General features: G+C 65.5%; 21 protein-coding genes, 1 tRNA gene and 1 pseudogene. 20 read left to right on the top strand and 3 right to left on the bottom strand.

All coding sequences use genetic code 11. The features are described 5' to 3' along the window. Positions 1-73 precede the first annotated feature (73 nt). The 9 genes and pseudogenes from cysS (at position 74) to ASF16_RS17140 (ending at position 9,746) form a co-directional block, all read left to right on the top strand. Complete coding sequence (gene cysS, locus ASF16_RS17180; RefSeq protein WP_056169953.1) at positions 74-1,453, top strand: cysteine--tRNA ligase; 1,380 nt, start codon at positions 74-76, stop codon at positions 1,451-1,453. Between the two features lie 47 nt (positions 1,454-1,500). Beyond that, the gene (locus tag ASF16_RS17175; RefSeq protein ID WP_056169951.1) at positions 1,501-2,178 is read left to right on the top strand and encodes a DNA-3-methyladenine glycosylase; all 678 of its coding nucleotides are present in this window, start codon (positions 1,501-1,503) and stop codon (positions 2,176-2,178) included. Positions 2,179-2,309: 131 nt separating this feature from the next. Beyond that, entirely contained in the window at positions 2,310-3,287 is a 978-nt protein-coding gene (locus tag ASF16_RS17170; RefSeq protein ID WP_056169948.1) for an acetyl-CoA carboxylase carboxyltransferase subunit alpha, read from the top strand. Between the two features lie 204 nt (positions 3,288-3,491). Continuing rightward, positions 3,492-5,342, top strand: coding sequence for a methyl-accepting chemotaxis protein (locus ASF16_RS17165; RefSeq protein WP_056169945.1), 1,851 nt, complete (start codon positions 3,492-3,494; stop codon positions 5,340-5,342). A gap of 231 nt (positions 5,343-5,573) precedes the next feature. After that, a complete protein-coding gene (gene tilS, locus ASF16_RS17160; RefSeq protein ID WP_056169942.1) occupies positions 5,574-6,539 on the top strand; it encodes a tRNA lysidine(34) synthetase TilS in 966 nt (321 codons plus the stop codon). Positions 6,540-6,598: 59 nt separating this feature from the next. Further along, positions 6,599-6,780, top strand: a pseudogene (locus tag ASF16_RS26855) (ACT domain-containing protein); the annotation flags it as partial. Positions 6,781-6,822: 42 nt separating this feature from the next. Continuing rightward, positions 6,823-6,915: transfer RNA gene (locus ASF16_RS17150), tRNA-Ser, on the top strand. Between the two features lie 228 nt (positions 6,916-7,143). Next, complete coding sequence (locus tag ASF16_RS17145) at positions 7,144-9,234, top strand: PAS domain-containing protein (protein WP_056169938.1); 2,091 nt, start codon at positions 7,144-7,146, stop codon at positions 9,232-9,234. A 332-nt stretch (positions 9,235-9,566) separates the two neighbouring features. Next, on the top strand, positions 9,567-9,746 hold the full coding sequence (locus ASF16_RS17140; RefSeq protein ID WP_056169935.1) for a CsbD family protein: 180 nt from the start codon (positions 9,567-9,569) through the stop codon (positions 9,744-9,746). 227 nt (positions 9,747-9,973) lie between these two features. On the opposite strand, the gene ASF16_RS17135 is transcribed toward ASF16_RS17140, so the two are convergent. Genes ASF16_RS17135 through ASF16_RS17125 form a run of 3 tightly spaced genes read right to left on the bottom strand, consistent with a single transcriptional unit; the run spans position 9,974 to position 12,587 of the window. After that, positions 9,974-10,402, bottom strand: coding sequence for an RNA-binding S4 domain-containing protein (locus ASF16_RS17135; RefSeq protein ID WP_056169933.1), 429 nt, complete (start codon positions 10,400-10,402; stop codon positions 9,974-9,976). After that, positions 10,399-11,892: a sensor histidine kinase gene (locus tag ASF16_RS17130; RefSeq protein WP_056169930.1), complete on the bottom strand. Its 1,494-nt coding sequence runs from the start codon at positions 11,890-11,892 to the stop codon at positions 10,399-10,401. Before ASF16_RS17130 ends, ASF16_RS17135 begins: the two co-directional genes overlap by 4 nt. Beyond that, positions 11,889-12,587 (bottom strand): response regulator transcription factor, encoded by a 699-nt coding sequence (locus ASF16_RS17125; protein WP_056169927.1) that lies wholly within the window; start codon positions 12,585-12,587, stop codon positions 11,889-11,891. The genes ASF16_RS17130 and ASF16_RS17125 overlap by 4 nt, the downstream gene beginning before the upstream one ends. Positions 12,588-12,836: 249 nt before the next feature. On the opposite strand from ASF16_RS17125, the gene ASF16_RS17120 reads away from it, so the two are divergent. From ASF16_RS17120 to ASF16_RS17070, 11 genes are all read left to right on the top strand, one after another. Then, complete coding sequence (locus tag ASF16_RS17120) at positions 12,837-13,796, top strand: tripartite tricarboxylate transporter substrate binding protein (protein ID WP_056169924.1); 960 nt, start codon at positions 12,837-12,839, stop codon at positions 13,794-13,796. A 109-nt stretch (positions 13,797-13,905) separates the two neighbouring features. Next, positions 13,906-14,424 (top strand): tripartite tricarboxylate transporter TctB family protein, encoded by a 519-nt coding sequence (locus ASF16_RS17115; RefSeq protein WP_056169921.1) that lies wholly within the window; start codon positions 13,906-13,908, stop codon positions 14,422-14,424. Between the two features lie 12 nt (positions 14,425-14,436). Next, positions 14,437-15,942: a tripartite tricarboxylate transporter permease gene (locus ASF16_RS17110; RefSeq protein ID WP_056169918.1), complete on the top strand. Its 1,506-nt coding sequence runs from the start codon at positions 14,437-14,439 to the stop codon at positions 15,940-15,942. A gap of 201 nt (positions 15,943-16,143) precedes the next feature. Further along, complete coding sequence (locus tag ASF16_RS17105) at positions 16,144-16,911, top strand: DUF2325 domain-containing protein (protein ID WP_056169916.1); 768 nt, start codon at positions 16,144-16,146, stop codon at positions 16,909-16,911. Positions 16,912-17,028: 117 nt separating this feature from the next. Further along, on the top strand, positions 17,029-18,537 hold the full coding sequence (locus ASF16_RS17100) for a sigma-54-dependent Fis family transcriptional regulator (protein ID WP_056170676.1): 1,509 nt from the start codon (positions 17,029-17,031) through the stop codon (positions 18,535-18,537). 153 nt (positions 18,538-18,690) lie between these two features. After that, positions 18,691-19,890: a substrate-binding domain-containing protein gene (locus tag ASF16_RS17095; protein ID WP_056169913.1), complete on the top strand. Its 1,200-nt coding sequence runs from the start codon at positions 18,691-18,693 to the stop codon at positions 19,888-19,890. A 162-nt stretch (positions 19,891-20,052) separates the two neighbouring features. Further along, the gene (locus ASF16_RS17090; RefSeq protein WP_056169910.1) at positions 20,053-21,534 is read left to right on the top strand and encodes a PHB depolymerase family esterase; all 1,482 of its coding nucleotides are present in this window, start codon (positions 20,053-20,055) and stop codon (positions 21,532-21,534) included. Between the two features lie 250 nt (positions 21,535-21,784). Further along, positions 21,785-22,558 (top strand): ABC transporter ATP-binding protein, encoded by a 774-nt coding sequence (locus ASF16_RS17085; protein ID WP_056169909.1) that lies wholly within the window; start codon positions 21,785-21,787, stop codon positions 22,556-22,558. Then, positions 22,555-23,304 (top strand): ABC transporter ATP-binding protein, encoded by a 750-nt coding sequence (locus ASF16_RS17080; protein WP_056169906.1) that lies wholly within the window; start codon positions 22,555-22,557, stop codon positions 23,302-23,304. Before ASF16_RS17085 ends, ASF16_RS17080 begins: the two co-directional genes overlap by 4 nt. A gap of 115 nt (positions 23,305-23,419) precedes the next feature. Continuing rightward, positions 23,420-24,409, top strand: a complete 990-nt coding sequence (locus ASF16_RS17075; protein ID WP_056169905.1) for a branched-chain amino acid ABC transporter permease — start codon at positions 23,420-23,422, stop codon at positions 24,407-24,409. Between the two features lie 16 nt (positions 24,410-24,425). Continuing rightward, entirely contained in the window at positions 24,426-25,496 is a 1,071-nt protein-coding gene (locus tag ASF16_RS17070; RefSeq protein ID WP_056169902.1) for a branched-chain amino acid ABC transporter permease, read from the top strand. Positions 25,497-25,552 lie beyond the last annotated feature (56 nt).

The following is a 25,552-nucleotide window of genomic DNA, read 5'->3' as shown; positions in this document are numbered from 1 at the left end:
CGGGGGCCATTGCCCCCAGCTGCCGGGTGAATTTTCATTCACCCACCACCCCATCCCCCGTTACCAAAATCCCATGAGTTTGCGCATCTACAACACGCTGTCGCGTGCATTGGAAGACTTTTCCCCGCTCGAACCCGGCCATGTGCGCATGTATGTGTGCGGCATGACCATCTACGACCTGTGCCATATCGGCCACGCCCGCATGATGATGGCGTTCGACGTGGTGCAGCGCTGGCTCAAGAGCAGCGGCCTGCGTGTGACCTACGTGCGCAACATCACCGACATCGACGACAAGATCATCAAGCGCGCGCTGGAGCGGGGCATCACCATCCGCGAGCTCACCGACGAGATGATCGCGGCCATGCACCAGGACATTGGCCTCTTGGGCATCGAGCCGCCCTCGATCGAGCCTCGCGCCACCGAGTACGTGCCCCAGATGCTCTCGCTCATCGGCCAGCTGGAAGGCAAGGGCCTGGCCTACCGCGCGAGCAACGGCGACGTGAACTACTCCGTGCGCAAGTTCGACGGCTACGGCAAGCTGTCGGGCAAGTCGCTCGATGAGCTGCGCGCCGGCGAGCGCGTGGCCGTGCTGGACGGCAAGGAAGACCCGCTCGACTTCGTGTTGTGGAAGTCCTCCAAGCCCGAGGAGCCGCCCGAGGCCAAGTGGGACAGCGAATTCGGCTCCGGCCGCCCCGGCTGGCACATCGAGTGCTCGGCGATGTGCGGCGCCACGCTGGGCGAGACCTTCGACATCCACGGCGGTGGCGCCGACCTGCAGTTCCCGCACCACGAAAACGAGATCGCCCAGAGCGAGGGCGCCACCGGCAAGCCGCTGGCCAAATTCTGGGTGCACAACGGCTTCGTGCGGGTGGACAACGAGAAGATGTCCAAGAGCCTGGGCAACTTCTTCACCATCCGCGACGTGCTCAAGACCTACGACGCGGAGACGGTGCGCTTTTTCATCGTGCGCGCCCACTACCGCAGCGCGCTGAACTACAGCGATGCGCACCTGGACGACGCCCGCCAGGCCCTGAAGCGCCTGTACACGGCGCTGAGCCTGGTGGCACCTGCGCAAGTCCCCGCCATCGACTGGACGAACCCCTACGCCGCGCGCTTCAAGGCGGCGATGGACGAAGACTTCGGTACGCCCGAGGCCGTGGCCGTTCTGTTCGACTTGGCCAGCGAGGTCAACAAGACCCGGTCGGCCGAACTGGCCGGCCTGCTCCAGGCCCTGGGCGCTTGCCTGGGGATTCTGCAGGGCGACCCCAAGGCCTTTCTACAGGCCGGTGCCGGTGCCAGCGGTGCCGACATCGAAGCGCAGATCGCCGCCCGCGCCGCCGCCAAGGCCGCCAAGAACTTTGCCGAGGCGGACCGCATCCGCCAGGCACTGCTGGCCCAGGGCATCGTGCTCAAAGACTCCGCCGCCGGCACCACATGGGAAGCAGCGCAGTGAGCCCGTGTTTAATGCAAAAAATGCGCCTGTCGCACGTGGGATAAGCGGTGGCAGCTACTAAAAAGATAGCGGGCGACACCGCGGACTCGCCGTTGGCGCCCCCCACGCCGGAATACTGGGCCGAGGCCTGCAAGCACCTGATGAAGAAGGACCGGGTGATGAAGCGCCTGATCCCGCAGTTCGGCGACGCCGCGCTGCGCACACGTCGCGACGCGTTCGTTACGCTGGCGCGCTCCATCGTGGGCCAGCAAGTGTCCGTGACCGCGGCGCAGGCCGTATGGGAGCGCTTTGTGGCGCTGCTGCCGCGCGGCATGAAGCCCGCCAGCGTGCTCAAGCTCAAGATCGACGACATGCGCGCCGCCGGCCTGTCGGCCCGCAAGGTGGACTACCTGGTGGACCTGGCCATTCACTTCGAGAGCGGCAAGCTCCATGTGAAGGACTGGGCGGCCATGGACGACGAGGCCATCATTGCCGAACTGGTCGCCATCCGCGGCATCGGCCGGTGGACGGCCGAGATGTTCCTCATCTTCTACCTGATGCGGCCCAACGTATTGCCCCTGGACGACCCGGGGCTGATCGCCGGCATCAGCCACAACTATTTTTCGGGCGACCCCGTCAGCCGCAGCGACGCGCGCGAAGTGGCGGAAGCCTGGAAGCCCTGGTGCAGCGTGGCGACTTGGTATATTTGGCGCTCGCTCGACCCCCTGCCGGTGCAGACTGAATGAACAGATGGAACGGTGGCTTGAACGGCTGACGACGCCGCCTGACGCGCTTTTACAAAACTCGTTACATGTCGGTTACAGTGCGGGCCATTCGTGGCCGCCGCTTACCGGCATGAGCCTTTAGGAGAATAACGTTGGCGAAAAAGACCTTTCTGGATTTCGAACAGCCCATCGCGGAACTCGAGTCCAAAATTGAAGAACTGCGCTACGTGCAGACTGAAAGTGCCGTCGATATCTCGGAAGAAATCGACCAACTCAGCAAGAAGAGCCAGCAGCTCACCAAGGACATCTACAGCGAGCTGTCGCCCTGGCAGATCACCAAGATCGCCCGCCACCCCGAGCGCCCGTACACGCTCGACTACGTGCGCGACATCTTCACTGACTTTGTCGAGCTGCACGGTGACCGCCACTACGCGGACGACCTGTCCATCGTGGGGGGCCTCGCGCGCTTCAACGGCCACGCCTGCATGGTGCTGGGCCACCAGAAGGGGCGCGACACCAAGGAGCGCGCTGCGCGCAACTTCGGCATGAGCAAGCCCGAGGGCTACCGCAAGGCCCTGCGCCTGATGAAGACGGCCGAGAAGTTCAAGCTGCCCGTGTTCACCTTCGTGGACACGCCCGGCGCCTATCCGGGCATCGACGCCGAAGAGCGCGGCCAGTCCGAGGCCATCGGCCGCAACATCTTCGAGATGGCGCAACTGGAAGTGCCCATCATCACCACCATCATCGGCGAAGGCGGCTCCGGCGGCGCGCTGGCCATTAGCGTGGGCGACCAGGTCGTGATGCTGCAGTACGCGATCTACTCCGTGATCAGCCCCGAAGGCTGCGCGTCCATCCTGTGGAAGACCAGCGACAAGGCCCAGGAAGCAGCCGATGCGTTGGGCATCACCGCCCACCGCTTGAAGGCCCTGGGCCTGGTGGACAAGATCGTGAGCGAGCCCGTGGGCGGCGCCCACCGCGACCACAAGCAAATGGCCGCGTTCTTGAAACGTGCCCTGGGCGATGCGTTCCGCCAGGTGGCCGACCTCAAGGTCAAGGACCTGCTGGACCGCCGCTACGAGCGCTTGCAAAGCTACGGCCGTTTCAGCGACACCAAGGCGGACAGCCGCTGATCCTGCTGTGCAGCATTGCGCGGCGTCAGACACGCCGGCATGCATTACATCTATGGACAAAGACAAAGACAAAGACGGCCCTTCGGGGCCGTTTGTCGTTTGAGCCCAACGCAGTAAAGAGCGCAGGTGTAACCGCTGGCGAAGGGGTTGCAACCGGATGTAGCATGGTTGTGCCCTCCGCCGTCGGGGGATGCAGGAGTCCCCATGTCGTTGCTCAAGTCGCTCAAAGGTCAAATTCTTGCACTGTCGTCGGCCTGCCTGGTGCTGGCACTGCTGGTGCTCACCGTGGCCAATTTTCTGGTGGCGCGCAGCCAGGCGCGGGACAGCCTCATTGAAGAAAGCCTGGCCACCGCCAAAAGCCATGTGGAAACCATCGAGGAGTGGGGGCGCGGCAAGGCGTTGATCGTCGCCGCCTCCGTGGCGGCATTCCACGAGCCCGAACCGGTCAAGACACTGGCTTTGCTGCGCGACGCAGGCAAGTTCTCCACGTTCTACTTCGGCTTTGCCGACAAGAAATACGTTTTCTCGGAAACGCGCAACCTGCCGGCCGACTATGACCCGACCGCGCGGCCCTGGTACAAGCAGGCCGCAGCGGCTGGCGGCCCGGTCATCACGCCCCCCTACATCTCCGCATCCGATGGCAAGCTGGTCGTCACCTTCGCGTCGCCGGTGGGTGCGGGGTCGGCCCTCAAGGGCGTGGCTGCGGGCGATGTGTCGATGGAGTCCGTCGTGGCCACTGTGTCGTCGGTGCGGCCCACGCCCCAGAGCTTCGGCTTCATGGCGTCGAGCGACGGCAAGATCATTGCCCACCCTGATGCAGCACTCACGCTCAAGCCGCTGACCGACCTGGCGCCCGCCCTCACGTCTGACAAGCTGCAGGCTGCCGCCAAAAGCCGGGAGCTGCTGGGCATCGAGATCGGCGGCCGCCAGCGGCTGCTGACGGTGGTGCCCATTGCGGGCACCAGCTGGATGCTGGTCGTGGCGCTGGATGAAAGCGAAGCGCTGGCCCCCATCCGCGCCATGCTGACCACGTCGGTCGTGTCGAGCATCGTGGTGCTCGCGATTGCGGTCGCGCTGCTCGCCGCGGTGCTGACGCAGCGCCTGCGCCGCCTGACCCAGGTGCGGGACGCCATGCACGAGGTGGGCGAGGGCGACGGCGACCTGTCGCGCCGCATCGACACCCACGGCGAGGACGAGTTGGCCCAGATCGCATCGAGCTACAACAACTTTGCCGGCAAGCTCTCGGGCGTGCTGGGCCAGATCCGCGAGGCCAGCGGGTCGGTGCGCGTGGCGGCCGAAGAGATCGCCACCGGCAACCAGGACCTGAGCGGGCGCACCGAACTCACCGCATCGAGCTTGCAGGAGACCTCGGCGTCGATGCAGCAGCTCACCGAAACCGTGCGCCAGAACGCCGACGCAGCGCGGCAGGCCAACCAGCTCGTCGCCCAGGCGTCCAGCGTGGCTCAGCATGGCGGTGCGGTGGTGGGCAACGTGGTGACCACCATGGACAAGATCAACGCGGCCTCGCGCAAGATCAACGACATCATCGGCGTGATCGACGGCATCGCCTTCCAGACCAACATCCTCGCGCTGAACGCCGCGGTCGAGGCCGCGCGTGCCGGCGAGCAGGGCCGGGGTTTTGCCGTGGTGGCGGGCGAGGTGCGCAGCCTGGCGCAGCGCAGCGCCGAGGCCGCGCGCGAGATCAAGACGCTGATCAACACGTCGGTCGAGCAGGTCGAAAACGGCTCGCGGCTGGTGAACGACGCGGGCACCACCATGACCGACATCGTGACATCGGTGCAGCGTGTCACGGACATCATGGCGGAGATCACCGCGTCGACCAACGAGCAGAGCACCAGCATCGGCGAGGTCGGTCAGGCCGTAGCGCACCTGGACCAGATGACGCAGCAGAACGCCGCGCTGGTGGAGCAGAGCGCGGCGGCGGCGCAAAGCCTCAAGGACCAGTCGGTGCGTCTGTCCGAAGTGGTGGGCACCTTCCGGCTGTCTACCGATTCGGCGCACTCCGCGCCGCGCCTGACAACGTCGCGCGGCTGACGTCCTGTGGATGCCGCGGTCGCCGATGCGGCTGCAGTGCGGGACGCTGCAGCGCTGGGGTAGCGATGGGACAGCAATGGGGCGGTGTGTGCGGACGCCGCGATAATTCGCCCCTATGGGAATGGGTTGCTGTCGTTTGGAACTTATAGAACGCGTCATCGTGCGTCGTGTCGGCGTGTGTCGTGCTGATCGGGCCGGGCACGTCACAACCGCAATGTCAGAGGGCCTGGCGTGACACAACCTTTCGACGCCGCTATCCAGGCATTCGCGCCAGCGCTTCCGTTGGCCGTGGGCCTGAGCGGCGGCGCCGATTCCACCGCCTTGCTGCTGGCCTGCGCGCGACGCTGGCCCGGCCAGGTGCGGGCCATCCACGTGCACCATGGCCTGCAGGCAGCCGCCGACGGCTTCGAGCACCACTGCGTGGCCCTGTGCCAGGACCTGAACGTGCCGTTGGCCATCCGCCGCCTGGATGCGCGGCCCGCGCCCGGCCAAAGCCCGGAAGACGCGGCCCGACAGGCCAGGTACAAGGCTTTGGATGCCGTAGCGCTGGATAGGCAAGCGCCAGAAGCTATCAAATCCATAGCATTGGCCCAACACGCGGACGACCAGGTCGAGACCGTGCTCCTGGCCCTGTCGCGCGGTGCCGGCGTGGCAGGCCTGGCGGCCATGCCCGCGCAGTGGGAGCGGTCAGGCCTGCAGTGGCACCGCCCGCTGCTGCAGGTGTCCGCGGCCGATGTCCGCAGCTGGTTGCGCGCCCAGGGCCGCACCTGGGTGGAAGACCCCACCAACACCGATGAGCGCTTTACCCGCAACCGCATCCGAGCCCAGCTTCTGCCCGCCCTCGAGGTCGCCTTCCCCGCGTTTCGCGACACCTTCGCGCGGTCTGCATCGAACGCAGCGCAGGCCGCAGAGCTGCTGGACGAGCTGGCTCTCGAAGATGCGCAACGGGTGGGCACGCCGCCCTCGATCCAGCTGTTGCAGGGCCTGGGTCGGGCGCGCCAGGCCAACGTGCTGCGGCACTGGCTGCGCACCGTCCACCAGACCACTCCCGCCGCGGCGCAGCTCCACGAGCTGCTGGGCCAGGTCGCGGCCTGCACCACACGGGGCCACCGCATCCACATCAAGGTAGGGCGGGGCTTCGTGGTGCGAAACGGTGCCCACCTCGATTGGTGCAGTCCCCAGGTGTTGGTCCGCTAATCTGTCCAAACCAACGGCATTTGATCGTTCACCACACGGCCGCACCTCGATGGGCTCTGCTGCGCAACCACGTGGGCGTGGCCGCCGAGATGTTCGGCGTGCTGAGGGCAGCACGCATCATCATCCAGATGATCTCCCCCTCCAACATCACGAGGCCTCGGTCGTGATCGACGAGAAATACGTGGAGCTGGCAGTGCGCAGCCTGCACGAGGCATTCGCGCAGCCTCAGCACGCCGCCTGATCCGCCAGAACCGCCTCCGAAATGAGGCATAATAGTGGGATTGGAAACGTGACCGAGTGGCCGAAGGTGCTCCCCTGCTAAGGGAGTATGGGGTGTAGAGCCTCATCGAGGGTTCGAATCCCTCCGTTTCCGCCAAGATAAAGCCTAAGTGATTGACTCACTTAGGCTTTTTTCTTTAGCGGGGTGTTTTCCCGCTCAGACATTCGCCCAAAAATGACCCGGTAGAGTTTTCAGGTGTGCCGCAATCGATTGCACAGCTGCTTTCCTGGAGATGTTTTCATCCACTTTGGTGTCACGCGCAGGCTGATTGGCGTGGCCCTCGTGGTGGCAAGTGGGGCAGTACACCGCCGCCTAAAATCAGGTATGCGCCACGATGCTCCCATTCCCTTTCTATCCGGTGGCGGTCGTGCCACGGAACTGATTCTCCGCCGTGATTGGTCAGGGCATCCTTTGGGGCAGCCGGAACAATGGCCCGAGGGACTCAAAGTAGCGCTCAGTCTGGTGCTCAACTCTCCCGAGTCCATGATCCTGTGCTGGGGTCCCCAGCTGCACTTTTTCTTCAACGAGACCTACATTCCATTGCTCGGTCCCCGGGTGGACTGGGCCATGGGTGCCTTGTTCGATGAGGTCTGGTCGGATGCGCTCGAGCAGGCCCATCCGATCATTGCCGAGGCGATGGCCGGCAGGAGCCAGCGCTTCAATGATCTGCACTGGAAGCTGTCCACAGACCGCGGCATGGCGGACACCTGGTGGACGTTTTCGTACTCGCGCATTTTGGGCGCCGATGGTGAGGTGGCGGGACTTTTCATCTTCACCAACGAAACCACGGCCAAAGTCCTGGCGGACACGGCCCTGCGCGAAAGTACCGAGCGTCAGCGCCAGACCCTGCAGCAGATGCCTGGATTCGTCAGCATTCTGTCTGGGCCGGAGCACAGGTTCGAGTACGTCAACGATGCCTATGTCGAGATATCCGGAGCCCGCGATTTCCTCGGCCGTACGGTGCGCGAGGTGTTTCCGGAACTGCAGAACCAAGGGTTCTACGAATTGCTGGACAAGGTCTATGCCACGGGAGAATCCTATTCTGCCCAGGCCACGCCGATCCACCTCGACAATCGGGCCGCAGATGAAGCAGACCGCTACATCGACTTGCGGTATGAGCCTGTCCGTGACCCCCGTGGCGCCGTCACCGGCATTTTTGTCGGCGGCTACGACGTCACCGAACAGGTCAAGGCTCAGCGCGCCTTGGCCGAAGCCAACCAGAACCTGGCGCAGAGGGTGAACAGCACAGTGCGCGAGTTGATGGCCACCGAGGATGCTTTGCGGCAGGCCCAGAAGATGGAGGCAGTGGGGCAGCTGACGGGAGGTCTGGCCCACGATTTCAACAACCTGTTGACAGCCATCACGGGCTCCCTGGAGTTGATGCAGCGGCAGATTGCACAAGGCCGGACCACGGAAATCAATCGCTATGTGACGGTGGCCCAGGGGGCTGCGCGCCGCGCAGCCGCATTGACCCATCGATTGCTGGCATTTTCCCGTCGCCAGACGTTGGACCCCAAGGCCGTGGATGTCAACCAACTGGTCGCTGGCATGGAAGAGCTGATCCGCCGCACGGTGGGACCCGCCATCCACATCGAGACGATCGGAGCGGCCAACCTTTGGGCCACCCTGGTTGATGCACCGCAGCTCGAAAGTGCGCTGCTCAACCTGTGCATCAATGCGCGCGACGCCATGCCGCATGGCGGCCGCATCACCATGGAAACCGCGAACGTCTGGATGGATGCGCAGGCGGCGCGAGCGCAAGGCCTGGCCGCTGGACAGTACGTGACGCTGAGCGTGACGGACACCGGCGCTGGCATGACGCCGGAAGTGCAGGCCAAGGCATTCGATCCCTTTTTCACCACCAAGCCCATGGGCCAGGGTACTGGCCTCGGTCTGTCCATGATCTACGGCTTTGCCCAGCAGTCGGGTGGGCAGGTACGCATCCATTCGGAGGTGGGCGTTGGCACCACGATGTGCATCTACCTGCCGCGCCACACCGGCACGCAAGACAATAGCCTGCCATCGGACAAGCAGTTCGTGCCACTGAGCTCGCAGAACGGAACGGTGCTGGTCGTGGACGATGAATCCGCCGTGCGCATGCTGATGAGCGAGGTGCTTCAGCAACAGGGTTACACCGTGCTGGAAGCCGTCGATGGAAGTACGGGACTGCGGGTGCTGCAGTCCGATTCCGTCATCGATCTGTTGGTCACCGACGTGGGATTGCCCGGCGGCATGAACGGTCGTCAACTCGCCGATGCAGCCCGCACGGTGCGTCCACGGCTAAAAATCTTGTTCGTCACGGGCTATGCCGAGAACGCGCTCGTTGGAAGCGGGCACCTGGAGCCTGGCATGGCGGTGATGACAAAACCCTTTTCGATCGATGAGTTCGGTATGCGTGTTCGCGAGATGATCTGAGAGTGGAGAGTGGCCGTCGGACGAATCCCATCGCGCCCGCAGCCGCGAGGATTGGATTCTCGGGGCCACTCAATCAGGCAATGTGGCGTGTGGCAGCGAATCTCCAAGCTAATGCAGTGGATTGCCGAAGCAGCCAGCAGCGAGCGGATTACGGCGTGCCCGTGCCTGCTTAAAACACACGGATTTCAGCAAGGTCGGGGATGTACCTGTCCTGTAGGCTCCAGCCGACGCCACGCAACGGCTTTTACCCGCGCTCGGCCAACTCATCGGCGCCTAACCTATCGGTCATGCAAAGCCATATTGCTTGCATAAAACCTAACGGAGGAATCACCATGAATACCGATCAAGTCAAGGGCGCTCTGAAAGAAGTTGCTGGTAAGGTTCAAGAAAAGACCGGCGAAGTGATCAACAGCCCTGAGCAGCAAGCCAAGGGTGCCGCCAAGCAAGTTGAAGGCAACGTTCAAAAGAACTACGGCGACGCCAAGGAAGCCATCAAGGACGCTGCAAAGTAACCTTGAGTTGACCTGCATACTTTCGGGGTTCAGCCCCGAAGGATGACCAAAAGCCCTGTATCAGACAATGTGCAGGGCTTTGTTGTTTGCGCCTGGGAATGCTCGATGTTCGAAGGCGTGTAGTCGCCCCTCCGCCCATCGAGCCCAGATGCTCGAATGGCCGTCAATGGTAATCATCACGCTGCAAAAACGTTGGAAAAAGAAGAGGCCGCATTAGGCCTCAGCCATCACTCTTCGATAGAAGCACTCCACCGATCACCCCAGCCCCGAGCCCCGACGCGAGCAATCTCGCGGCGGTCGCGTTTGGTGGGGCGGCCTTCTTGCAGGGTGGCAGATGGCTCCGGGGCCAGCCGGCGTTGTTCGGCCAATTGCTCGCGGGCGGCGGTGCTGTCCGGCGTTTCTTCGTACAGCTGTTGGGCTACGGGGGCAGGGCCGCGGTAGCCGCTCAGGCCGCGCACCACGACGCTACGGGCCACGGGGCCCTGGCGCAGGGCCACGGTATCCCCGCAGCGCAGGTCGCGGGCCGGCTTGGCCGCCTGGCCGTTGACGGTGACGCGGCCTTTGGATATCTCTTCCGTGGCCAGGCCGCGGGTCTTGTAAAAACGGGCGCACCAGAGCCACTTGTCCAGGCGCATTGTCTCCAGCGTGGTAGTCATGCAGCAGATTGTGCCGCGAGTGCGGCGTCAGCATTGTCAGTCGAGGTTTGTGACAGGGGTAGGCGCACCACGGCGTCCAAGCCTGCTACGCGGCTGCCGGCCATGCGGTTGGTCAGCACGATGCTGCCACCGAGCGCGTGCACGATTTCGTGGCAGATCGCCAAGCCCAGGCCGCTGCCGGTGCGCACGTCGCCGGCAGAGAAGGGCTGGAACAGGCGCGCTGCCAGCTCGTCGTCGATGCCGCTGCCGTGGTCGCTCACCGTGAGCGCCACATGGCGGCCATCGGTGCGCAAATCCACCGTCAGCTCGCTGCCCAGCGGCGCGTGGCGCACCGCGTTGTGCAGCAGGTTGCGGCTGAGCTCGCGCAGCATCCATTCGTGCGCCTGCACCGGCGCCACTTCGGTGTGTATGCCGAAGTCCAGGTCGCGCTGGGCGATCAGCGGAGAAATTTCCAGCGCGACCGTGCGCAGTATCTCGTCCATGCGCGTGATGGGCGGCGCGCTTTGCTGGCGCAGTTGCTCCACCTTGGCCAGAGCCAGCATCTGGTTGGCCAGCTGCGTGGCGCGGTCTACGGTGTCGCTGATCTCCTGCAGCGCCTGGCGGGGCTCCACGTCGCCGCGCAGTGCCGATTGCACCTGCGTCTTCAGCACGGCCAGCGGCGTGCGCAGTTGGTGCGACGCATCGCGCACAAAGCGCTTTTGGTGCCGCAGCAGGTGGCGCAGGCGCTGCATGACTTGGTTGGTGGCGTCGATCAGCGGCTGCAGCTCACGCGGGGCGGACGGGGCGGCGATGGGGCTCAGGTCGCCCTCCCTGCGGGCCTGAAGCTGGTGGCTGAGCTGGCGCACCGGGTTGGTGGCGCGCTGCACGACCAGTGCCACGGTCAAGGCCACCACGGCGATCAGCAGCGCCTGGCGCAGCAGGGTGTTGCGCAGGATCTGCAGCGCCAGGGTCTCGCGCACCTCCAGCGTTTCTGCCACCTGGATCACGGCCATGGCGCGCCCGCTGGAGCTGGCCACCGGCTGCAGCAGCACGGCCACGCGCACCGGCAGGCCGCGAAAGGTGTCGTCATAAAAATCGACCAGCGCGGCATAGGGCGGGCGGGTAGGGATGGTGCCGCGCCACAGCGGCAGTTCGTCAAACCCCGAGATCACCTCGCCTTTGAGGTTGGAGACGCGGTAGTACATGCGGCTCTGGTTGTCTGCCTCGAACGCTTCCAGCGCCGAGTAGGGCACGGTGGCACGCAGGTGGGCGTTGTCGTCGTAGCCCGTCACGTCCAGTTGCTCGCTGATGCTCTTGGCCGACGCCAGCAAGGTCCGGTCGTAGGCGGTGTGCAGCGAGGCCAGGGTCTGGTGGTACAGGCTGTAGGTGTTGTAGGTGATGAACACCGCCACCGGCACCAGAATGCCCAGCAGCAGGCGCCGGCGCAGCGAATGCGGTCGAGGCTCCCGGGGCGTGCGGGCCGTGGCGGTGGGTGCCTCGCGGTCCGTCATGCGTCCGTCCGCAGCAGGTAGCCCAGGCCGCGCAGCGTCATCAGCGTCAGGCCCGTGCCCACCAGCTTCTTGCGCAGCCGGTAGACCACCACTTCGATGGCCTCGTACTGCACGTCGAGCTGGCCGGGAAAGACCAGCTCATACAGCCGCTCTTTCGTCACCGCGTGGCCGGGCTGGGCCAGCAGCGCGTGCATCAGGGCCAGCTCGCGCGGGGTGAGTTCCATGACCTCGCCGTTCAGGTAGATGGCGCCGCTGTTCGTGTCGTAGCGGATGGCTCCGATCTGCAGGATGCTCGGGGGCAGGGCGGTGTTGGCCACCGGGTCCGCGCTGCGCCGCACCAGGGCCCGCAGCCGGGCCTCGAGTTCGTCCAGGTCAAAAGGCTTGGGCAGGTAGTCGTCCGCACCCGAGTTCAGCCCCATGATGCGGTCGCCCACCGTGCCACGGGCGGTGAGGATGATCACCGGCGTGCGCAGCCCGCGCGTGCGCGCCTGCTGCAGCACCTGCAGGCCGTCGAGCCCCGGCAGGGTCAGGTCCAGAACCACCGCGTCCGGCGGCTGCGCGGCCCACTGCGCCAGCGCAGCCCGCCCATCGCCCACGGGCGTCACCTCCATACCGCGCCGGGTCAGGGCCCGGTGCAGCGTGGCCTGCATGGTGGGGTCGTCTTCTACGAGCAGCAATTTCATGCGCGGGACCATATCACTGTGACGGGCAGGCTGTATGCATCCAGCCAGATTTGCAAAAAGGCATTTCGGGCCCTTCACAGAGTCTATCTGCCGACACCCCCGCTGCGACACCGGCGCGCCCTAATGCCAGGCCACGGGGTGCGTCCCCCTTCAGGGGGAAGGCGCGCAGCGCCTCAGGGGGTTTTCCCTAAGCGTTTGGACAGCCGTTTGACAGGCAGGGCGCGCATCATCGAAAGGTTCGACAAACCATAAGGAGAGCTGATGCGTCGCGATACCTTCCTCAAGTCCCTGGCCGCCATGGCAGCCGTGGGTGCCTTGCCGCTGTCTGCCCATGCTGCGGCAGCCATCAAGATGATGATTCCTGCCAACCCTGGTGGTGGCTGGGACACCACGGGCCGTGCCCTGGGCAAGGCCATGCAGGATGCCGGCGTGGCCAGCTCGGTCACTTATGACAACAAGGGCGGCGCTGCCGGCGCCATCGGCCTGGCCCAGTTCGCCAACGCCAGCAAGGGCGACCCCAACGCGCTGATGACCATGGGCGCCGTGATGCTCGGCGGCATCATCACCGGCAAGCCACCGGTCGGCCTGGACAAGGTGACCCCCCTGGTGCGCCTGAGCAGCGAATACAACGTGTTCGTGCTGCCTGCCAACTCGCCCTTCAAGTCGATGAAGGACGTGGTCGACCAGCTCAAGAAGGACCCCGGCAGCGTGAAGTGGGGCGGCGGCTCCCGCGGATCCACCGAGCACATCGCAGCGGCCATGATCGCCCGCGAAGTGGGCGTGGACCCTGCCAAGATCAACTACGTGGCCTTCCGTGGGGGCGGTGAAGCCACTGCGGCCATCCTGGGCGGCAACGTCACCGTGGGCGGCAGCGGCTACAGCGAGTTCGCCGAATACATCACCGCCGGCAAGATGCGCGCCGTGGGCGTGACCTCTGCCACGCGCCTGAAGGGCGTGAACGTGCCCACGCTCAAGGAGCAGGGCATCAATGTGGAGATCGGCAACTGGCGCGGCGTGTACGGCGCAGCCGGCATCACCGCCGAGCAGCGCAAGGAACTGGTCGACGCGCTGTCCAAGACCTACAAGCACAAGTCCTGGCAGGACGCCATGGAAAAGAACGGCTGGACGCCGGCTTGGCTGGCGGGCGACGATTTCGCCAACTTCGTGGATGCCGAGTTCGCCAGCCTGCGCGCCACGATGGCCAAGTCCGGAATGATCTGACCGGCTGCACGCCCGGGGGCGGCGCGCGCACTGCGCTGCGCCGCCGCACCGGGCAGCGCGCCATTCAGGGCTCCATGCAGCCCTGTCGTTGTTTTCGCGGAATAAAAACATGACACAACAACATTCCTCTCGCTCCACGGGCTTGCAGACCGTGGTCGGTGCCGGCGTTCTGGTGCTGGGCTGCCTCTTGGCCTGGGGCGCCACCTCCATCAGCTCCGAGGCGGGCTATGGCGGCGTGGGCCCCAATTTCTTCCCTTGGGTAGTCGCCATCGTGCTCGTGTTCTGCGGTGCACTTTCCATCCTGCAGGCCCGCACGGGCGGCTTTCGTGACCTGGAAGAAGCGTCTGGCGACGAGCAGGCCCACTGGAAGGGCTTCGTCTGGGTGTCCGCAGGCCTGTTGCTCAATGCGCTGCTGATCACCACCATCGGCTTCATCCTGAGCTGTGCGCTGTGCTTCGTGCTCGCGGTGCGGGGCTTCAAGAGCTCCGAGGGCAGGCTCGATCTGGGCGCCAAGGCCTGGATCAAGGACCTCTTCATCGGTGTGGCCGTGGCCGCGCCGGTGTTCTGGATGTTTACCCAACTGCTGGCGATCAATCTGCCCGGCCTCACGAACACGGGATGGCTGTAAAGCCCGCACACCATGGATACCTGGAACCTTCTGCTGCAGGGCTTCATCACTGCAGCCACTCCCATCAACCTGATGTGGGCCTTCGTGGGCTGTGTCATCGGCACCGCCGTGGGCGTGCTGCCCGGCATCGGCCCCGCAGTGGCCGTGGCCATGCTGCTGCCCATCACCGTCAAGGTGGAAGCCACCGCATCGATGATCTTCTTTGCGGGCATCTACTACGGCGCCATGTACGGTGGCTCGACCACCTCCATCCTGCTCAACACGCCTGGTGAGGCCGGGTCCATGGTGACGGCCATGGAGGGCAACAAGATGGCCAAGAACGGCCGCGCCGGTGCGGCGCTGGCCACGGCGGCCATGGGCTCGTTCGTGGCGGGCACCATCGCCACCGTGCTCGTGACCTTCTTCGCCCCCGTGGTGGCCGAATACGCCGTGCGCCTGGGCCCGCCCGAGTACTTCATGCTCATGGTGCTGGCCTTCACCACCGTGAGCGCGGTGCTGGGCAAGAGCACGCTGCGCGGCATGGTGGCGCTGTTCGTCGGCCTGGCCCTGGGCCTGATCGGTATCGACCAGCTGACCGCGCAAGCCCGCTACACCGCCGGTGTGCCCGAGCTGATGGACGGCATCGAGGTGGTGCTGATCGCGGTGGGCCTGTTCGCCGTGGGCGAAGCCCTGTACAACGTGATGTACGAAGGCAAGACCGAAGAGACGCAGAACAAGCTGACCAGCACGCACATGACCAAGCAGGAATGGCGCCGCTCCTGGCCCGCGTGGCTGCGCGCCACGGCCATCGGCTTCCCGTTCGGCACCGTGCCGGCCGGCGGCAGCGAGATCCCGACCTTCCTGAGCTACGCGGCCGAGAAGAAGCTGAGCAAGCACAAGGAAGAGTTCGGCACGACCGGCGCCATCGAAGGCGTGGCCGGCCCCGAGGCCGCCAACAACGCAGCCATCACGGCCACGCTGATCCCGCTGCTCACGCTGGGCATTCCCACGTCGAACACCACGGCGATTTTGCTGGGCGCGTTCCAGAACTACGGCATCCAGCCCGGCCCGCAGCTGTTTACCAGCAACGGCGCACTGGTGTGGGCGCTGATCGCGTCGATGTACATCGGCAACGTCATGCTGCTGATCCTGAACCTGCCGCTGGTGGGCCTGTGGGTCAAGCTGCTCAAGATCCCCAAGTCGTACCTGTACGCGGGCATCCTGGTATTTGCGACCCTGGGTGTGTACGGCATGCGCCAGAGCGCATTCGACCTGGTGCTGCTGTACGCCATCGGCCTCTTGGGCGTGGTGATGCGCCGCTTCGACTTCCCCGCAGCGCCTGTGGTGGTGGGCATGATCCTCGGCCCGCTGGCCGAAGCGCAGATGCGCAATGCGGTCGCCATCGGCGAAGGCAAGTGGACCATCTTCTTCGAGCGCCCCGGTTCGCTGACGCTGATGATCATCGTCGTGGCCGTGCTGATCCTGCCCCGCCTGGCACGCCGCTGGGCTGCCCGCAAGCTGGCACTCGCGCAGGGTTAGACCCAGACCCGACCGGCTGTCTGCACCAACAAAAAAACCGCGCCTCCCAGCGCGGTTTTTTTATGGGTCAGCAGCAAAGTCATCGCAAGCCAGACACCGAAGGCCCTGACGTCCTTCCATGCCCTCCCCACCAGGCGGCTTGCTCAACGAGGCATGATTCTATCATAAAATGCGAATAGTTCTTATTTGCAAGGGTGGTGCATGCATTCACTTCCGCAGGAGTTTCTGGCGCTGTGCCGCCAGCTGGGCGACGCACAACAGCGCTGCAGCGCCGCCATCGCCATGCAGGCTGCGCAGATCGATGCCTTGACCGCCGAGGTGGTGCGCCTGCGCGGGGCGGTCGTGCTGCGCGACACGCGCCTGGCCATTGCCCGGGACGAGCTGGAGCAGCTGCAAGCTGCGCACCCCGGGCTGCCCCGCCGCAAGGCCATGGCGCGGCACATAGGCCAACTGGCAGAGCGCATCACCGCCTTGTCGCGCGAGTGCCTGCGCTGGCGCCAGGCAGCGTCGCAAGGCGCGCGCGCGGCGGTGCAGGAAGGGCTGGGAGGGGCTGACAGGGCAGGGCTGATTCATCCGCCAGCCACTGCCGCAGCGCATGTTTCGGCACCGCTGCCTGCCGCACCGCTCCCGCCTGCGGCGCAGGCCTTTCAGCCCCGGCCCCATGCCATGGTGCGCAACGATGTCGAGGCGGCAGAACACATGGCCCTGGATGCCAACCTGGCCGCCGCCGACCTGGTGATCTGCCAGACCGGCTGCATCAGCCACGACCAGTACTGGCGCGTGCAGGACCACTGCCGCCGCACCGGCAAGCCCTGCATCCTGGTAGACCAACCCCTGGCCGTGCGCGAGGCTGAGGTGCTCGCGGCGATCCAGCCCATGGTGGTGCTGCGGATGACGCGGTCGCAGTATCCGGCGGGGGTGGACGGAGGCATCGAGGCATCTGCACTTTTGAATGAAAATGCCACCTAGCGCTGGATGGTAAAGCGCCAGCAGCTATATTTTGTATAGCAAATGGTGCTTGCAGTACCTGCACCCGCCGCCGCGGTGGTGCGGCCCCGCCCAGCGCCGCCGCGCTACCATCCGCGGATGTCTTTGCTCACCGATGACGCCCCCGCCCTGCCGCTGGACGCCCAGGGCATTCTGGAACTGGCGGCGCGCTCCATGTTCCAGCTGTTCTCCAGCGTCAGCCAGGGCATGTTCCTGGTGGACCGCAGCGGGCGCATCGTGTGGGTCAACGAGGGGTACCAGCGCTTTCTGCCCGACCTGGGGTTCTCGTCGGTCGACCAGTTCGTCGGCCGCACGGTCGAAGAGGTGATCCCCAACACCCAGATGCGCCGCGTGCTGGAGACCGGCCAGCCCGTGCTGATCGACCTGCTGACCAACAAGGCCGGCACCTTCGTCGTCAGCCGCATCCCGCTGCGCGACGACGCCGACCGCGTGATCGGCGCCATCGGCATCGTGCTGTTCGACCACCCCGAGACCACGCTGCAGCCGCTGATCAGCAAGTTCGCTTTGCTGCAGCGCGACCTGGACGACGCGCGGCGCGAGCTGGCCAGCCAGCGCCGGCGCAGCCTGGCCGTGGCGGGCGATGGCGAGCGGCGCTCCAAGTACACCTTTGCCAGCTTCATCGGATCGAGCCCCGCCGCCGCCGAGGTCAAGCGCCAGGCGCGGCGCGCGGCGCAGTCGCAAAGCCCCGTGCTGCTGCTGGGCGAGACGGGCACCGGCAAAGAGCTGTTGGCCCACGCCATCCACGCGGCGTCCAGCCGCGCGGGCGGCCCCTTCGTCAGCGTCAACATCGCCGCCGTGCCCGACACCCTGCTGGAGGCCGAGTTCTTCGGCGTGGCCCCCGGCGCCTACACCGGCGCCGACCGCAAGGGCCGCGACGGCAAGTTCAAGCTGGCCGATGGTGGCACGCTGTTCCTCGACGAGATCGGCGACATGCCGCAAAGCCTGCAGGCCAAGCTGCTGCGGGCGCTGCAGGAAGGCGAGATCGAACCCCTGGGCTCCAACAAGCTCGTGCCCTTCAACGTGCGCATCCTGGCCGCCACGTCGCGCGACCTGGCCGCACTGGTGCGCGAAGGCAAGTTCCGCGAAGACCTGTTCTACCGCCTGCACGTGCTGCCGGTGCGCGTGCCGCCGCTCAGGGTGCGGCGCAGCGACATCCCCGCGCTGGTCGAAGCCCTGGGCGAAGACCTGGCGCTGCGCAACGGCACGCCCCCGCCCGAGCTGCTGCCCGACGCGCTGGCCCTGCTGGCCGGCCAGCCCTGGCGCGGCAACATCCGCGAGCTGCGCAATGTGCTGGAGCAGGCGGTGATGCGCTCGGACTCGCAGTCCATCGATGCCGCACAGCTCGAGCGCGTGCTGCGCGAGGCCGGCGTGGAGCCCGCAGCACCCGTGCAGGACACCACCGCCGTGGTGGTGGAGGCCGAGGATGAATCGCGCTACCTGCGCCCCCTGGCCGAGCAGGTAGCCGAGCTGGAGCAGCGCGCCATCCACGCCGCCATGAAGGCCCATGGCGGCAACAAGCTGGCCACCGCACGGCAGCTGGGCATCTCGCGCGCCACGCTCTATGGACGTCTGGAAAACCCTGAATAAATTTCAGGCAAATGTCTGAAATTCAGGCAATTTGACTGTATTGATTTCAGGCATAGGCTTGGCGGTACTCAGAAAATTTCTTTGAAAATCAACAGCTTGCACCTTGGCACGAACTGTGCAATGTTCAGGCATCAACACAAAGGAGACATCGCCATGCACCGTCGCACCCTGGTCGCCCTCGCTGCCGCAGCAGTCACCGCAGCCGCCACGCTGTCCGCCCCCGCGTTCGCCCAGTCGTCCGGCGAGATCCGCATCGCCCACATCTACAGCAAGACCGGCCCGCTGGAGGCCTATGGCAAGCAGACCCAGACCGGCCTGATCATGGGCCTGAACTACGCCACCGGCGGCACCATGACCGTCAATGGCAAGAAGCTCGTCGTCATCGAAAAGGACGACCAGGGCAAGCCCGACCTGGGCAAGAGCCTGCTGGCCACCGCGTACTCCGACGACAAGGCCGACATCGCCGTGGGCCCCACCTCGTCCGGCGTTGCGCTGGCACTGCTGCCCGTGGCCGAGGAGTACAAGAAGATCCTGCTGGTCGAGCCCGCCGTGGCCGACTCGATCACCGGCGACAAGTGGAACAAGTACATCTTCCGCACCGGCCGCAACAGCAGCCAGGACGCCATCTCCAACGCCGTGGCGATCGACAAGGAAGGCGTGACGGTGGCCACGCTGGCCCAGGACAACGCCTTCGGCCGCGACGGCGTCAAGGCCTTCAAGGACTCCATCAAGAAGGCCAAGCTCTCGCACGAGGAATACCTGCCCGCCGCCACCACCGACTTCACCGCCGGTGCCCAGCGCCTGATCGACAAGCTCAAAGACCAGCCCGGCCGCAAGATCATCTGGATCGTCTGGGCCGGCGCCGGCAACCCGTTCAAGATCGCCGACCTGGACTTGAAGCGCTACGGCATCGAGATCGCCACGGGCGGCAACATCTTGCCGGCCATGGCCAGCTACAAGAACTTCCCCGGCATGGAAGGCGCCACCTACTACTACTTCGGCATCCCCAAGAACCCGGTGAACGAAGCCATGGTGGCCGCGCACTACAAGGAGTTCAAGACCCCGCCGGACTTCTTCACCGCCGGCGGCTTCAGCTCGGCCATGGCGCTGGTCACCGCGCTCAAGGCCACGGGGGGCGACACCAACACCAACAAGCTCATCAAGACCATGGAAGGCATGAGTTTTGAGACCCCCAAGGGCAAGATGACCTTCCGCAAGGAAGACCACCAGGCCATGCAGAGCATGTACCACTTCAAGATCAAAGTGGACCCGGCCTTCGCCTGGGGCGTGCCCGAGCTGGTGCGCGAGATCAAGCCTGAAGAGATGCAAGTGCCGATTCGCAACAAGCGATGAACGGTTTGCGTGGCCCCGCTGGCTGACGTCCGTTCAGTCCGGCGGGGATCCATCCTCGCGGGGGCGGCCGCCCCTTTTTTTCCAGTGGATTGATGCATGAACCTCCGGGTCTACACGGAGGCTGGGTCAGACTTTCTCAAAATTATTTGGAGACAAGACAACATGGCTTTCAATTTCATCCGGGCGGCTGCAGCAGGGGCTGCTTTGGCACTGTGCGCATCAGGCGGCGCTCACGCTGCCGTCAACCTCCCCGCACTCAAGATCGACAAGACACAGACCACCGTGTCGGGCCTGTCGGCCGGCGGCTTCATGGCCGTGCAGCTGCACGTGGCGTACTCGGCCACCTTTGCCAAGGGCGCGGGCGTGGTCGCCGGCGGGCCGTTCTACTGCGCCGAAGGCTCCATCATCAACGCCACCGGGCGCTGCATGGCCAGCCCCGCCAGCATCCCCACCAGCACGCTGGTGAGCACCACCAACACCTGGGCCAGCCAGGGCCTGATCGACCCGGTGGCCAACCTGCAGAACTCCAAGGTCTACCTGTTCTCGGGCACGCTCGACAGCGTGGTCAAGACCGGCGTGATGGACGCACTGCGCACCTACTACAACAGCTTCGTGCCCGCGGCCAACGTGGTCTACAAGAAGGACATCGCGGCCGAACACGCCATGGTCACCGACGACTACGGCAACGGCTGCTCCACCAAGGGCGCGCCCTACATCAGCGACTGCAACTTCGACCTGGCCGGCGCCATGCTGCAGCACCTGTACGGCACGTTGAGCCCGCGCAGCACTGCTGCGCTGCCCACGGGCAACTACGTCGAGTTCAACCAGAACCAGTTCATCACCAACCACGGCATGGCCACCACCGGCTGGGCCTACATTCCGCAGGCCTGCCAGGCGGGCGGCACCGCCACCTGCAAGCTGCACGTGGTGCTGCACGGCTGCAAGCAGAACATCAGCGACGTGCAGCAGCAGTACGTGCGCAACACCGGCTACAACCGCTGGGCCGAGACCAACAACATCGTGATGCTCTACCCGCAGACCAGCACCGCAGCCACCAACAGCTGCTTTGACTGGTGGGGCTACGACAACGCCAACTACGCCAAGAAGTCCGGCCCGCAGATGGCCGCCATCAAGGCCATGGTGGACCAGGTCTCCAGCGGCGGCGGCACGACCAACCCGCCCACCAACCCGGCCTTGCCCGCCCCCACGGGCGTGAGCACCTCGGGCGCCACGGCCAACTCCATGGTGGTGGGCTGGAGCGCTGTCTCGGGCGCGGCCAGCTACAACGTCTACCGCAATGCGAACAAGGTCAACGCGCTGCCGGTGAGCGGCACGAGCTACACCGACACCGGCCTGGCCGCCTCCACCACCTACAGCTGGACGGTGCGCGCCGCCGACGCCAACGGTGCCGAGGGTGCGGCATCCACCGCTGCATCCGGCACCACGCTGGCCGCGTCCGGCGGCGGTGCCACCTGCACCACCGCCAGCAACTACGCCCACACCATGGCCGGCCGGGCGTATGTGTATGGCGGCTACACCTTCGCGCTGGGCTCCAACCAGAGCATGGGGCTGTGGAACATCTTCGTGAACAACACCTTGAAGCAGACCAGTCCGAACTACTACGTCATCGGCACCTGCCCTTGATCGCCAGGGCACGCAGTGCGATACAGAATCAAATGAAATGAAATGAAGTGACCGCCTGGCGCCTGGCCTTGAGGGCAGGGTGCCAGGCCCACGGACCCAGAGCGCCTCACAAAGCTCAGCGCAGCGGTTTGGGCTAGGCGCTGCGCCGCAGGCAGTACGCAAGTACGACAAGGCGCAGCAACGACGCCCAAAGAGCTTTTTGAGACGCTCTAAAAGAGAGAACAAAGACAGTGAAAGTGAAGCACTACCCATGAGCACCTTGTCCACCAAGGACTTGACCATCCGCTTCGGCGGCCACGTGGCGGTCAACGCCGTGACCTGCTCCTTCGAGCCCGGCACGCTGACCGCCATCGTGGGCCCCAACGGCGCGGGCAAGACCACGTACTTCAACCTCATTTCGGGACAGCTGCGCGCCACGGCGGGCAGCGTCACGCTGGGTGGGCAGGACCTCACGGGGCAGTCCGTCTCGGCGCGCACGCATGCAGGCCTGGGACGGGCGTTTCAGCTCACCAACCTGTTCCCCAACCTCAGCGTGCTGGAGAACGTGCGCCTGGCCGTGCAGGCCACGCAAGAGGGCAAGCACCGCCGGGGCCTGAACCTGTGGAGCATCTGGAGCGACCACCGCGACCTGACCGACCGCGCCCGCGCCATCCTGCAGGCCGTGGCGATGCTCGACCGGCAGGACACGCCTGTGGCCAGCCTGCCGCACGGCGACCAGCGCAAGCTTGAAGTCGCGCTGCTCATGGCGCTGGAGCCGCAGGTCTACATGTTCGACGAACCCACGGCCGGCATGAGCCACGACGAGGCCCCCGTGATCCTGAACCTGATCCGCGAGCTGAAGAAAGACAAGACCAAGATCATCCTGCTGGTAGAGCACAAGATGGACGTGGTGCGCGAGCTGGCCGACCGCATCATCGTGTTGACCAACGGCACCCTGGTGGCCGACGGCGTGCCCTCCGAAGTCATCGCCTCGCCCGTGGTGCAGGAAGCCTATCTCGGCGTGACGAAGGAGGCGGCCGCATGACGACCCCCAACACCCACAACAACGCGGGCAACCTGCTCGAACTCAAAGGCGTGCACACCCACATCGGCGCGTACCACATCCTGCACGGCGTCGACCTGGCCGTGCCCAAGGGCCAGCTCACCATGCTGCTGGGCCGCAACGGCGCGGGCAAGACCACCACGCTGCGCACCATCATGGGCCTGTGGCATGCGTCGCAGGGCAGCATCCACTTCGCGGGTCGCGACATCACGGCCATGAACACGCCCGCCATCGCCGGCATGAACATCGCCTACGTGCCCGAGAACATGGGCATCTTCGCGGACCTCACGGTGAAGGAAAACATGCTGCTGGCCGCGCGCGGCGCCAAGAACGCCGCGCAGATGGACACGGCCCGGCTCGAATGGATCTTCCGGCTCTTCCCGGCCGTGGAGAAGTTCTGGAACCACCCCGCGGGCAAGCTCAGCGGCGGACAAAAGCAGATGGTGGCCGTGAGCCGCGCCATCGTCGAGCCGCGCGACCTGCTCATCGTGGACGAGCCCAGCAAGGGCCTCGCGCCCGCCATCATCAACAACATGATCGAGGCGTTCGACCAGCTCAAGAAGAGCGGCGTGACCATCCTGCTCGTCGAGCAGAACATCAACTTCGCCAAGCGGCTGGGTGACACCGTCGCCGTGATGGACAACGGCCAGGTGGTGCATGCAGGCAGCATGGCCGCGCTGGCGCAAGACGAGGCATTGCAGCGGTCGCTGCTGGGGCTGGCACTATGACAAACACTCTGAATTTCAAGCCTTTTGGTGCTCTATCGCTGGATAGGCAAGCGCAAACAGCTATCAAAAGCGTAGCAAACTCTGCCACAGCACCCACACGCCCAGGAGGTCCGGCATGAGCATCATCGCCCGCGACTTCGACTGGAAACCCCTGGCGCTGGTGCCGGCGCTCGCGCTGGTGGTGCTGCCCTTCATCGGCTCGCCCAGCACCTGGCTCACGCTCACGGTGGCGGGCCTGGCCATGGGCATGATCATCTTCATCATCGCCTCGGGCCTCACGCTCGTGTTCGGCCTGATGGACGTGCTCAACTTCGGCCACGGCGTGTTCATCGCGCTCGGTGCCTTCGTCGCCACCAGCGTGCTGGGCGCCATGGGCGACTACACGCAAAGCGCCGACCTGTGGCGCAACCTGATGGCGGTGCTGCCCGCCATGCTGGTGGCCATGGCCGTCGCAGGCGCGGTGGGCCTGGCGTTCGAGCGCTTCATCGTGCGGCCCGTGTACGGCCAGCACTTGAAGCAGATCCTCATCACCATGGGCGGCATGATCATCGGCGAAGAGCTGATCAAGGTCATCTGGGGCCCCGCGCAGATCCCGCTGCCGCTGCCCGAAGGCATGCGCGGCTCGCTGCTCGTGGGCGACGCCGCCATCGAGAAATACCGACTGATCGCCGTGGCGGTGGGCCTGGTGGTCTTCGGCGTACTGGCCTGGACGCTGTCGCGCACCAAGGTCGGCCTGCTCATCCGCGCGGGCGTGCAGGACCGCGAGATGGTCGAGTCCCTGGGCTACCGCATCCGCCGCCTGTTCGTGGGCGTGTTCGTCGTGGGCTCGGCCCTGGCGGGCCTGGGCGGCGTGATGTGGGGCCTGTACCAGCAGAACGTGATCCCGCAGATGGGCGCGCAGGTCAACGTGCTGATCTTCATCGTGATCATCATCGGCGGCCTGGGGTCCACGGGCGGCGCCCTCATCGGCGCGCTGCTGGTGGGGCTGATGGCCAACTACACCGGCTTTCTGTTGCCCAAGGTGGCGCTGTTTTCCAACATCGCGTTGATGGTGGCCATCCTGCTGTGGCGTCCGCAGGGCGTCTACCCAGTCGCCAACCGTTGAAGAGGAGCCCCACAACATGCTGAACCGACTTCTCTCCGGCGACTACCCGCGCAGCAAGTTGCTGGCGGTGATCCTCGTGGCCATCTTCCTGGGGCTGGCGTTCGCGCCGTTCCTGTTCCCGGGCGTCAAGGCGCTGTCCGTCGCGGCCAAGGTGCTGATCTTCGTGGTGCTGGTCGCCAGCTTCGATCTGCTGTTGGGCTACACCGGCATCGTGAGCTTTGCGCACACCATGTTCTTCGGCATCGGGGCCTACGGCATCGCGGTGGCCACCACGCGCATGGGGCCGACCTGGGCCGCACTGGGCGTGGGGCTGGGTGGCGCGCTGGTGCTCTCGCTGCTGCTGTCGCTGGCCGTGGGGCTGTTCTCGCTGCGGGTGCGCGCCATCTTCTTCGCGATGATCACGCTGGCCGTGGCGGCGGCGTTCCAGACGCTGGCCTCGCAGCTGTCGGACATCACCGGCGGCGAAGACGGCCTGACCTTCAAGGTGCCCGAGATCTTGTCACCCAGCTTCGAGCCGTTCGACGAGCCCTTCCTGGGCGTCACGCTGGACGGGCGGCTGCTGTGCTACTACCTGCTCTTCGTGGTGGCCGTGGCGCTGGTGCTGGCGCTGCTGCGCATCGTGAACTCGCCCTTCGGCCGCGTGCTGCAGGCGATCCGCGAGAACGAGTTCCGCGCCGAGGCCATCGGCTACCGCGTGGTGGTGTACCGCACCACATCCAGCGTGCTGTCGGCCCTGTTCGCCTGCTGCGCGGGCGCCATGCTCGCGCTCTGGCTGCGCTACAACGGGCCGGACACCTCGCTCAGCTTCGAGATCATGATGGACTGCCTGCTCATCGTCGTGATCGGCGGCATGGGCACCATCTACGGCTCGGCCATCGGCGCCGTGCTGTTCCTCGTGGCGCAAAGCTACCTGCAGGATTTGCTGCGCCTGGGCAGCGAGGCCGCGTCGGGTCTGCCCTGGCTCTCCGGGCTGCTGTCGCCCGACCGCTGGCTGCTGTGGCTGGGCGTGCTGTTCGTCCTGTCGGTCTATTACTTCCCCACCGGTGTGGTGGGGCGCCTGCGCGCGGCCGCGGCGCGCAAGGCCTGAGCACCACACGTCCGCCAGCGCGGACGTGGGTGGCGCCCGCAGGAGCGGGCGTGGGT

The organism is Acidovorax sp. Leaf78, assembly GCF_001422735.1.
GTDB lineage: Bacteria > Pseudomonadota > Gammaproteobacteria > Burkholderiales > Burkholderiaceae_C > Acidovorax.
Note: the sequence above shows the minus strand (reverse complement) of the source record. Positions and strands in the feature narration are given on the sequence as shown.